Source organism: Micromonospora sp. AB353 (assembly GCF_049538395.1).
In the GTDB taxonomy this organism is placed as follows: Bacteria; Actinomycetota; Actinomycetes; order Mycobacteriales; family Micromonosporaceae; genus Micromonospora; species Micromonospora aurantiaca.
In genome coordinates, this window is record NZ_JBMVFV010000071.1 from 19640 (window position 1) to 29781 (window position 10142).

General features: G+C 73.0%; 11 protein-coding genes. 8 read left to right on the forward strand and 3 right to left on the reverse strand.

Annotation, left to right across the window (positions count from 1 at the left end; all coding sequences use genetic code 11):
• Nucleotides 1–78 precede the first annotated feature (78 nt).
• On the forward strand, nt 79–2064 hold the full coding sequence (locus tag ACPCK6_RS23585; protein WP_423482249.1) for a serine/threonine-protein kinase: 1986 nt from the start codon (nt 79–81) through the stop codon (nt 2062–2064).
• Between the two features lie 87 nt (nt 2065–2151).
• Nucleotides 2152–2364: a hypothetical protein gene (locus ACPCK6_RS23590; RefSeq protein ID WP_349879023.1), complete on the forward strand. Its 213-nt coding sequence runs from the start codon at nt 2152–2154 to the stop codon at nt 2362–2364.
• A gap of 64 nt (nt 2365–2428) precedes the next feature.
• On the opposite strand, the gene ACPCK6_RS23595 is transcribed toward ACPCK6_RS23590, so the two are convergent.
• On the reverse strand, nt 2429–3181 hold the full coding sequence (locus ACPCK6_RS23595; protein ID WP_423482250.1) for a GH25 family lysozyme: 753 nt from the start codon (nt 3179–3181) through the stop codon (nt 2429–2431).
• Nucleotides 3182–3309: 128 nt separating this feature from the next.
• On the reverse strand, nt 3310–3507 hold the full coding sequence (locus tag ACPCK6_RS23600; protein ID WP_423482251.1) for a PDDEXK family nuclease: 198 nt from the start codon (nt 3505–3507) through the stop codon (nt 3310–3312).
• 26 nt (nt 3508–3533) lie between these two features.
• Between ACPCK6_RS23600 and ACPCK6_RS23605 the strand changes: the two genes are divergently transcribed.
• The 4 genes from ACPCK6_RS23605 (at nt 3534) to ACPCK6_RS23620 (ending at nt 6804) form a co-directional block, all read left to right on the forward strand.
• On the forward strand, nt 3534–4277 hold the full coding sequence (locus ACPCK6_RS23605) for a M50 family metallopeptidase (protein ID WP_423482252.1): 744 nt from the start codon (nt 3534–3536) through the stop codon (nt 4275–4277).
• Between the two features lie 100 nt (nt 4278–4377).
• A complete protein-coding gene (locus tag ACPCK6_RS23610) occupies nt 4378–5361 on the forward strand; it encodes a ketopantoate reductase family protein (protein ID WP_423482253.1) in 984 nt (327 codons plus the stop codon).
• Between the two features lie 59 nt (nt 5362–5420).
• The gene (locus ACPCK6_RS23615; protein ID WP_396879929.1) at nt 5421–5924 is read left to right on the forward strand and encodes a SigE family RNA polymerase sigma factor; all 504 of its coding nucleotides are present in this window, start codon (nt 5421–5423) and stop codon (nt 5922–5924) included.
• Nucleotides 5917–6804, forward strand: coding sequence for a hypothetical protein (locus ACPCK6_RS23620; RefSeq protein ID WP_423482254.1), 888 nt, complete (start codon nt 5917–5919; stop codon nt 6802–6804). The genes ACPCK6_RS23615 and ACPCK6_RS23620 overlap by 8 nt, the downstream gene beginning before the upstream one ends.
• A gap of 43 nt (nt 6805–6847) precedes the next feature.
• Here ACPCK6_RS23620 and ACPCK6_RS23625 read toward each other — a convergent pair whose 3' ends face one another.
• On the reverse strand, nt 6848–8431 hold the full coding sequence (locus ACPCK6_RS23625) for an acyl-CoA carboxylase subunit beta (RefSeq protein ID WP_423482255.1): 1584 nt from the start codon (nt 8429–8431) through the stop codon (nt 6848–6850).
• Between the two features lie 96 nt (nt 8432–8527).
• On the opposite strand from ACPCK6_RS23625, the gene ACPCK6_RS23630 reads away from it, so the two are divergent.
• Nucleotides 8528–9400, forward strand: a complete 873-nt coding sequence (locus ACPCK6_RS23630) for a biotin--[acetyl-CoA-carboxylase] ligase (RefSeq protein WP_396879932.1) — start codon at nt 8528–8530, stop codon at nt 9398–9400.
• A 186-nt stretch (nt 9401–9586) separates the two neighbouring features.
• The coding region (locus tag ACPCK6_RS23635; protein ID WP_423482256.1) for a PH domain-containing protein at nt 9587–10142 on the forward strand (556 nt) is incomplete at its 3' end.

The following is a 10142-nucleotide window of genomic DNA, read 5'->3' on the forward strand; positions in this document are numbered from 1 at the left end:
GCGTCACGAATTCGACCTTCGCCGTACAGTGGCGTGCCGACGGTGTGGGCGTCGCAGCGGCCGGGTACGGTTTCTGCGATGTCGAACGCGCTCCCCCAACTCGTCGCCGACCGGTACCGGCTTCTCACGCCGCTCGGTCAAGGCGGCATGGGCCGCGTCTGGAAGGCGCGGGACGAGGTGCTGCACCGGGACGTGGCCATCAAGGAACTGGTCCCGCCCCCCGGCCTCACCCCGGAGGAGCGCCGCGAGATGCGCGAGCGCTCGCTGCGTGAGGCGCGGGCGATCGCCCGCCTCAACAACATCAACGTGGTCCGCATCTTCGACGTGCTGCGCACCGACGGCGATCCGTGGATCGTCATGGAGTACGTGGCGTCGAAGTCGTTGCAGGACACCATCGCCGAGGACGGCCCGGTCACCCCGGCCAAGGCGGTCGAGATCGGCCTCGGTGTGCTGAACGCGCTGAAGGCCGCGCACAAGGCCGGCATCATGCACCGCGACGTCAAGCCGGGCAACGTGCTGCTCGGCGAGGACGGCCGCGTGGTGCTCACCGACTTCGGGCTGGCCACCATCCCCGGCGACCCGAACGTGACGCGCACCGGCATGGTGCTGGGCTCGCCCGCGTACATCTCGCCGGAGCGTGCCCGCGACGGCACTGCCGGCCCGGAGGCCGACCTCTGGTCGCTCGGCGCCACGCTCTACGCGGCCGTCGAGGGCAAGTCGCCGTACGCGCGCCCGTCGGCGATCGCCACGCTCGCGGCGCTCGCCACCGAGCCGATGCCGCCGCCGCGCAACGCCGGGCCGCTCAAGCCGGTGCTCCAGGGCCTGCTGCGCAAGGACCCGGACGAGCGGATCACCGCCGAGGTGGCGGAGCGCATGCTGCGCAAGGCCGCCGGCCGTCGCGCCAAGAGCATCTCGCTGCTGGACGGCGTACGCCGGCCCGGGCCGAACGGTCCGCGCGTGCCGCGCCCGCCGCTGGTGCCCGCGCCGCGCCCCGCCGACCAGGCCGAACGCGCCGCGTCCGGGGTCGCCGCAACCGGGGGTACGGCGGCAGCCGCCGACCCGACGGCGAAGGTGCCGGCGCCCACCTCGGACGCCGGGCCCACCGCGAAGGTGACCCCGCCGCCCGCCGACCCGACGGCGAAGCTCGACCCGGCGCCCTCGGCCGACGAGACGCTTGTGGACGACGAGGCGCGGGTGGACGGCGTCGACCCGGCGCTGGACGAGACGCGGCTCGACGGCGAGCCGGTCACCGACACCCCGGCGCCGGTGAGCCCGGCCGCGTCCGGCTCCGCGCCGGTCAGCCCGGCTCCGGCTTCACCCGATCCCGCGCCGTCGACCGGCCGGGCGACGGTGCTGCCGGTCGAGAAGTCCGCGCCCAACCGCCGCAACCTGCTGATCGGCGCGCTGGTCCTGCTGCTGCTCGTCGGCCTGGTGGTGGCCGTGCCGCTGCTGAACAACGGTGACGACGGCGACGGCGGTGAGCCGACGGCCGGCACCTCGGCGTCGGTGGCGCCGCCGCCCGCGCCGAGCGAGAGCGCGTCGCCGAGCGCCCCGGCGGCCAGTGCGTCGGCCAGCCCCACGCCGTCGGCCAGCCCGTCGGCGTCCGGGGCCGCGTTGCCGGCCGGCTGGCGCCTCTACACCGGCCCGAACGGCTTCAAGGTGCCGATCCCGGAGAACTTCCAGGCGCGGGTCGGCGGGGACAACGTCGTGCTCTACGAGGTCGGCGGCAGCCGGCGGGTGCTGTTCATCCAGTGGACGTCCGATCCGAAGCCCGACGCGTACACCGACTGGCAGAAACAGGAGCCGTACCGCGCGTCGCGTGTGCGGGGCTACAAGCTGGTCGGCATCACCAAGTGCGACGGCTACTACCGCACCTGCGCCGACTGGGACTGGCTGGAGACGCGCAACGGCGACACCCGCTTCCACGTCCGCAACCGGGGTGTGGCGACCGCCAGCAACCGGGGCTTCGCGTTGCGCTGGGAGGTGCCCGCAAAGGACTGGGACGCCAACCTGGCCAACTGGGAGATCATCACCAAGGGCTTCGTGCCGGACCGCAGGAACTGACCGGGAATCCCGCGGTTACGAAACTCGCTCGCATGGCTTTCCGTCGTCGGGGGTATGAATCCCTCCGACGACGGAAGGAGGCGCGACATGGGTTACCGACGGAGGTACACCGGCCCGCGGCTGGCACTGTGGATGCTCGTGGCGCTCGGCGACGTCGTACTGCTCCTGATCAGCGCCGGCCTGTCCGCGCCGGTCGCGGTCCTCGGCGTGCTGACGCTCACGGTCGTGGGCGTGGCGGTGTGGCGCCTGACGCGCCGCACGCCGGTGCCCGTCCCGGCCACCGCGCGCCGCAGAGCCTGACCTCGGGTACGACGACAGCGGGACCGCCTCGTGATGAGGCGGTCCCATTGCTTTCGCGCGCCGGTCAGGTGTTGTTGGCCAGCGCGATCAGCCGGCTGCGGTCACCGTTCCAGTAGTTGCGGTCGACGTTGCCGCTGATCCCGGAGACGGCGCCGGTGCTGGTGTACTGCCAGAAGCTCCACACCGGGGCGCCGGCCGGCAGCGTGCCGGGCGTGCTGGCCCAGCGGGCGAGCCACAGCGGGTGGTTGGCCCACGGGCCGGTCCAGCTGCCCGTGCACTGGTTCCACCAGCTCGTGGTGGTGTAGATGACCGCGTACCGGCCGGTGCGGGAGCGGTAGGTGTTGAGGAAGTCCTGGATCCAGTTGCGCATGCCGGTGGTGCTCAGGCCGTAGCAGTAGCCGCCGCTGTACGGGTTGCCCTCGATGTCCAGCGCGGCGGGAAGCGTACGGCTGTCCGCCGACCAGGCGCCACCGTTGCTGGCCAGGTAGTTGGCCTGGGTGGAACCGGCGGAGATGTTCGGCCGGGCGAAGTGGTACGCCCCGCGGATCACCCCGGCGTTGTACGCGTTGACGTAGTTCGCGTTGAAGTTCGGGTCCTTGTAGCTCGTGCCCTCGGTGGCCTTGATGAAGGCGAACTGGATACCCGAGTTGCGCACGCTGGTCCAGTTGATGCTGCCCTGGTAGCGGGAGACGTCGATCCCGGGCGTGGTCGCGGCGGCGGCCGGTCCGGCGGTCGCCACGAGGGCCGCGGCCGCGGTGGCGGCGGCGGCCAGGCCGGCGGCGAGAAGCCGGCGTACGGAGAGTCTGGTGCTGGGCATGGTTGCCTCCAGAGGGACGTCCGTCTATTGACGCCCATCTTTGGAGCTTAGTGCCCTAGATCGCAATAGGGGGAAAGGAAATTTTCATCGACGGCTGTCGTTCGCCCAGGTGGCGCGGCAGGTGCGGATCAGCGCAGGTCGCTCGGGTCCATCGCCCAGCGGAACGGCTCGGTGACACTCAGCGTCTCGCCCGCCTTGGCGACGGCATCCTCGACGTAGTGCGCGCCGTCGAGCCGGTGCAGCCGCAGCGAGTGCCTGTCGCCGTCCTGCTCGACGAGCAGATACCACGGGATTCGGGCGATCGCGTAGAGCTGCATCTTCAACACCCGGTCGACCGGTAGGCTCCCCGCCCATGCCCCTGATCGACGGTCTCACCACGCTCTGGGACACGCTGACCAGCGCCCAGCCGGACCCGCCGCCGCTGCTCGTGGTGGTCACCGCCGTGGTCGCGCTCGCGGTGGTCGTGGCCCGGCTGCCCTGGCGGATCGCCCGTAACGCGGTGACCATCGCGCACGAGGGCGGCCACGCGCTCGTCGCGCTGCTCACCGGCCGGCGGCTGCACGGCATCCGGCTGCACTCGGACACCTCCGGACTGACGCTCTCCGCCGGCCGTCCCACCGGGTCGGGGATGATCCTCACGCTGCTCGCCGGGTACGTCGCGCCGTCGCTGCTCGGCCTCGGCGGCGCGTGGCTGCTGGCCGGGAACCGGATCACGCTGCTGCTGTGGCTCGCGGTGGCGCTGCTGCTGGCCATGCTGGTGATGATCCGCAACCTGTTCGGCGTGCTGTCGCTACTCGTCACCGGCGGCGTGGTGCTCGCCGTCTCCTGGTACACCTCGCCCGAGGTGCAGGCCGCGTTCGCCTGGACGTCGGTGTGGTTCCTGCTGATCGGCGGCGTACGGCCGGTGTTCGAGCTGCACCGGCAACGCGCCCGGGGCCGGATGCCGCAGTCCGACGCCGACCAGCTCGCCCGGATCACGCCGTTCCCGGCGCTGTTCTGGGTGGGCGTGTTCCTGTTGGTGAGCGTGGGCGCGCTGGCCGCCGGAGCGCTGCTGCTGGCCGGCCCGATCCTGGCCGACGCGGGGCTCACCGGCTGACCGTGCCGAGCCGCACCGCTGCGAGCCGCGCCGAGCCGGCCCGCAGCGTGCCGCATCGCGTCGCGGAGCGGGCCGCTACGGGGCAGGGCAGAATCGGACCGTGCGATACGTGATCATCGGAGCGGGCGCGGTCGGCGGCACCATGGGCGTACTCCTGGCCGACGCCGGCCACGACGTGACGCTCGTGGCCCGTGGCGCGCATCTGGACGCGTTGCGGGAGCGGGGTCTGACGCTGCGCACGCCGGACCGCGAGGTGACGGGCCGGCTCCCGGCGGTCGCCGGGCCGGACGGGCCGCCACTGCCGGCGGACACCGTGCTGGTCCTCACCGTGAAGTCGCAGGACACCGTGGCGGCGCTCGACGTCTGGGCGGACGCCCCGGTCGAGGGCGGCGGGACAGCAGGCGAACGGCTGCCGGTCGTGCTGGCCCAGAACGGCGTCGCGAACGAGCCGGCCGCGCTGCGGCGCTTCGCCCGCGTACACCCGGTCTGCGTGTGGCTGCCCGCCACCCACCTGGAGCCGGGCGTGGTGGTCGCCAACGGCCATCCGCATCCGGGCATGCTGCACATCGGCCGCTACCCGAGCGGCGCCGACGACACCAGCCGCGCGGTCGCCGCCGACCTGACCGCCGCCGGGTTCGTCGCGCCGGTCCGCGACGACGTGATGCGCTGGAAGTACGGCAAGCTGCTCGCCAACCTCGGCAACGGCCTCCAGGCGCTGCTCGGCCGGGACGTGCCCGAAGCCCTGTCGAAGCGGGTACGCGCCGAGGGCGAGGCGGCGCTCGCCGCCGCCGGCATCGCCCACACCACCGTCCAGGAGGAGGCCGCCGAACGCGGCGACCGGGTGTCGCACCGGCCGGTGGGCGGCGAGGAGCGCTCCGGTGGCTCCACCTGGCAGAGCCTGGCCCGTGGTGCGGGCTCGGTCGAGACCGACCACCTCAACGGCGAGATCGTGCTGCTCGGGCGCCTGCACGGCGTGCCCACCCCGGCCAACGCGGCGGTGCAGACGGCGGTCCGCCGGGCGGTCCGCGACCGGATCCCGGCCGGTGGCTTCCCGCTGAGCGAACTGGAGAAATTGCTCGGCTGAGCGGGCAACCCGCGCCGCGTCGCCAGGCGTGTCCCCTCACGAACACGGGGAGGTGGCAGGTGCCCGACAGCGACGGCTTCGACGAGTTCTACCGGGGCAGCCGGCAACGGCTGCTCGGCTTCGTCTACGTGCTCACCGGTGACCTCGCCGAGGCGCAGGACGCCGTGCAGGAGGCGTACATCAGGGCCTGGCAGCGGTGGTCCACGGTGCGCGGGTACGACGACCCGGAGGCATGGGTACGGGTGGTGGCGAGCCGGATCGCGGTGAGCCGCTGGCGGAGCCTGCGCAGCCGGGCGCGCGCCTACCTGCGGCACGGCGCCGTGGCGGACGTGCCGGCGCCGAGCACCGAGACGCTGGACGTGGTCGCCGCGCTGCGCCGGCTGCCCGAGGCCCAGCGCACCGCGATCGCCATGCACTACCTGCTCGGCATGCCGGTGGCCGAGGTGGCGCGGGAGACCGAGGCACCGGTCGGCACCGTCAAGGCCCGGCTCTCCCGGGGGCGGACCGCGCTCGCCGGGCTGCTCGCCGTGGTGGACCTGGAAGAGGAGGCGGCAGATGCCTGACGACGTCGCACTCGTGGAGTTGCTGCACCGGGATCTGCGCAACGTCACCTGGCCGGAGCCGGAGGCGATCCGGGCCACCGCCCGGCGGCGCAGCCGCCGCTCCGCCGCGCTCGCCGCAGCCTCGGTGGTGGTCGTCGCGGCGCTCACCGCGACCCTCGTGGACCGAGCAGGTGCGCCGCCACCGCCCGCCGCCGGCGCCGTCGACGGGCCGCGGGAGATCGTGGCCGAGGCGATGCTGGAGCCGGCGGACGTCCCCGTTCCCACAGGCGAGCGGCTCAGCGAGACCGGCCTCGACGAGCCGGTCCGGGTCGACGACCTGCTTCAGGTCTGCGCCCGGGAACAGGGGCGGCCGGCTGAGGAACCGCGCTCGCGCTACTCACGGGGGCAGACCCTGATGGAACCGCCGACCGAGCCCGCGACGACGATCGGATCGGTCCTCACCCAGGACGTCTACCGGATGGAGCCAAGCGAGGCGGGCCGGTTCGTCACCGACCTGGAGGGCACTGTCGCGGCCTGCGGCGCGTGGCGGACGACGGGCCAGGCCTACACCGAGCGGGGGATGGTCAGCGCGGATGTCGTGCACCGCTGGTACGTCGCGGCGACCGGCTTCGCCGGAGACCAGGCGCTGCTGCTGCGGCACGAGGCGAGCGTGCCGCCCGACGAGACGACCGGCCGGCCGCCCGGCTACGCGCCGTTGTTCGAGGACCGGCTGGTCGTACGGGTGGGTGACCTCGTGACGGTGCTGATCCCGTCCGGCCGGCTGCGGACCGACCTGCCCGAGGGTCAGGTGCCCGAGGCCAGGGTGACCGAGGAACAGGTGCGGCAGATGGCGCAGGTCGCGGCCGAGCGGATGTGCGTGGCCGCGAACCCGGGCTGCTGACGCCGGTGCCCCCGCCGCCTCGACGTCGGGGGCACCGGGCCGGCTACAGCGGGATGTTGCCGTGCTTCTTCGGCGGCAGCGTCTCGCGCTTGGTGCGCAGCACCCGCAGCGCCCGCACGATCTGGGTACGCGTCTCGTGCGGTGGGATGACCCCGTCCACGTAACCGCGCTCGGCGGCGATGTACGGGTTGGCGAGCGTGTCCTCGTACTCGGCGATCTTCTCGGCGCGGACGGCGGCCGGATCCTCGGCGTTCGCCAGCTCCGAACGGTAGAGGATGTTCACCGCGCCCTGCGCGCCCATCACCGCGATCTGCGCGGTCGGCCAGGCGAAGTTCAGGTCCGCGCCCAGGTGCTTGGAGCCCATCACGTCGTACGCGCCGCCGTACGCCTTGCGGGTGATGACGGTGACCTTCGGGACGGTGGCCTCGGCGTACGCGTAGATGAGCTTCGCGCCGCGGCGGATGATGCCGTCCCACTCCTGGCCGGTGCCGGGCAGGAAGCCGGGCACGTCCACGAAGGTGAGCACCGGGACGTTGAACGCGTCGCAGGTGCGCACGAACCGGGCCGCCTTCTCCGACGCGGCGATGTCGAGCGTGCCGGCGAACTGCATCGGCTGGTTCGCCACCACGCCCACCGGGCGTCCCTCGACGCGGCCGAAACCGACCACCATGTTCTGCGCGTACAGCGGCTGCACCTCGAGGAACTCGCCGTCGTCGAGCACGTGCTCGATGACCCGGTGCATGTCGTACGGCTGGTTCGCCGAGTCCGGGATCAGCGTGTCCAGCTCCCGGTCCTCGTCCGTGACGTCGAGGATCGCCGGCGCGTCGAAGACCGGCGGCTCGTCCAGGTTGTTCGACGGCAGGTACGACAGCAGCGCCTTGACGTACTCGATCGCGTCCTCCTCGTCGGTGCCGAGGTAGTGCGCGTTGCCGCTGCGGGTGTTGTGGGTACGGGCGCCGCCCAGCTCCTCCATGCCCACGTCCTCGCCGGTGACCGTCTTGATCACGTCGGGGCCGGTGATGAACATGTGCGAGGTCTGGTCGACCATGACGGTGAAGTCGGTGACCGCCGGGGAGTAGACGGCGCCACCCGCGCACGGGCCCATGATGAGCGAGATCTGCGGGATGACGCCGCTGGCCCGGACGTTGCGGAAGAAGATCTCGCCGTAGAGGCCGAGGGACGTGACGCCCTCCTGGATCCGCGCGCCCCCGGAGTCGTTGATGCCGACGACCGGGCAGCCGATCTTCATGGCGAGGTCCATCAGCTTGACGATCTTCTCGCCGAAGACCTCGCCGAGGGAGCCGCCGAAGACGGTGAAGTCCTGCGAGAAGACGCAGACCTGCCGGCCGTCCACGGTGCCGTAGCCGGTCACCACGCCGTCCCCGTACGGGCGGGTCCTCTCCAGCCCGAAGTTGGTCGAGCGGTGCCGGGCGAACTCGTCCAGCTCGACGAACGAGCCCTCGTCGAGGAGCATCTCGATCCGCTCGCGGGCGGTCTTCTTGCCCCGCGCGTGCTGCTTCTCGACCGCCCGTGCCGACCCGGCGTGCACCGCCTCGTCGAGCCGTCGCTCCAGGTCCGCCAGCTTGCCGGCGGTCGTGTGGATGTTGAACCCGGTCTCGGTAGTCACCCGTGGAATATAACGATGGTTCAGGTGTCTGAGGCTGTGCAGTGCGCCTCACCGCTTCGCGGCGACCGGCGGGCCGGGTGGCCGTAGGCTGGCGGGATGCCCGGCTCGCCGTACACCGATCTGGACCGACCGCCGCTGTCGGCGGCCCGGCTGCGGCGCGCGCTGGTCGCCCCGCACGGGCCCTGGCGCCGCCTGGACCTGCTGGCCGAGACCGGCTCGACGAACGCCGACGCGGTGGCCGCGGCGCGCACCGGCGAGCCGGAGGGCCTGGTGGTGGTCGCCGAGCGGCAGACGTCCGGCCGGGGCCGGCGGGGCCGCGTCTGGCAGTCGCCGCCGCGCGCCGGTCTCGCCACGAGCGTGCTGCTGCGGCCCGGCGAGGCGGCCCCCGAGCGCGGCTGGGCGCCGGTGCCGGTCACCGGGTACGGCTGGCTGCCGCTGCTCGCCGGTGTCGCGCTGGTCGAGGCGGTACGCCTGCTGGCCGAGCTGGACGCGCGGCTGAAGTGGCCGAACGACCTGCTGGTGGACGGCGCGAAGTGCGCCGGGGTGCTCGCCGAGGCGGTGCCGGGGGAGAACGACAGGCCGCCGGCGATCGTGGTCGGTGTCGGGCTGAACGTGACGCTGCGCGCCGACGAGCTGCCGGAGAACCCTACCGGGCTGCCCGCCACCTCGCTCCAGCTCGCCGGCGCCACCGCCACCGACCGGGATCCGCTGCTGCGGGCGCTGCTGCGCGCGCTCGCCGACTGGTACGAGCGCTGGCGTGACGCCGGAGGGGACGCGGAGGCCAGCGGGTTGCGCGAGGCGTACCTGGCCGGGTGCGCCACCGTCGGCCGCCAGGTACGGGTGCTGCTGCCCGACGGCAGCGAGGCGCGCGGCACGGCCACCGGCATCGACGCCGACGGGCAGCTCCTGGTGGAGACGGGCGCCGAGACGCTGCGGCTGGCGGCAGGCGACGTGCTGCACCTGCGGTGAAAGGAAGGGCCCCCTATTAACGCCTCCGGTAGAGGAAGGGCCCCTTCTTAACAGCCACGGGCCGCCGCCCGCACAGCCACGGGCCGCCGCCCGCACAACCACGGGCCGCCGTCCGCGCGGCCGATGCCGACCGGGTGCGCCGACCGGTTACGGTCAGCGCGTCCTGTTCTGCGAGGAGGTTCCCCCGTGGCGTTCCCCGAAGACGTGCTCACCGAGGACGAGCACGTCGTGTTGCACCTGCACCCGCACTGGAAGGCCCTGATCCGGCCGGTCCTGGTGCTCGTGCTCGCCGTCGCGGCGGTCGTCGCCGGCTGGCTCCTGCTCCCCGACGGCAGCGGCGGCACGATCGCGCTCTACGCGATCGCCGTGGTCGCCCTGGCGCTGGTGCTGTGGCTGGGTCTGTGGCCGTTTCTGGTCTGGCGCACCACGCACTACCTGTTCACCAACGAGCGGGTGCTGCTCCAGCAGGGGGTGCTGTCGCGCAACCGGCGGGACCTGCCGCTGACCCGGATCAACGACCACGCCATGCATCAGCGTTTCGTGGAGCGGCTGCTCGGCTGCGGCACGCTGACCATCGAGTCGGCGGGTGAGCGCGGCCAGTCGGTGCTGCCCGACGTGCCGGGCGTGGACAGGGTGCAGACGAAGCTCTACGAGCTGGTCGAGGCGCACCACGACAAGCACAGCCTGGGTGACGGCGAGATGCGCGAGATCCTGGCCGACATGACCGAGGGGCAGTCCCTGC

Coding starts and splice junctions, on each gene's coding strand:
- ACPCK6_RS23585 (WP_423482249.1), top strand. CDS start 79: ATGTCGAACGCGCTCCCCCAACTCGTCGCCGACCGGTACCGGCTTCTC.
- ACPCK6_RS23590 (WP_349879023.1), top strand. CDS start 2,152: ATGGGTTACCGACGGAGGTACACCGGCCCGCGGCTGGCACTGTGGATG.
- ACPCK6_RS23595 (WP_423482250.1), bottom strand. CDS start 3,181: ATGCCCAGCACCAGACTCTCCGTACGCCGGCTTCTCGCCGCCGGCCTG.
- ACPCK6_RS23605 (WP_423482252.1), top strand. CDS start 3,534: ATGCCCCTGATCGACGGTCTCACCACGCTCTGGGACACGCTGACCAGC.
- ACPCK6_RS23620 (WP_423482254.1), top strand. CDS start 5,917: ATGCCTGACGACGTCGCACTCGTGGAGTTGCTGCACCGGGATCTGCGC.
- ACPCK6_RS23630 (WP_396879932.1), top strand. CDS start 8,528: ATGCCCGGCTCGCCGTACACCGATCTGGACCGACCGCCGCTGTCGGCG.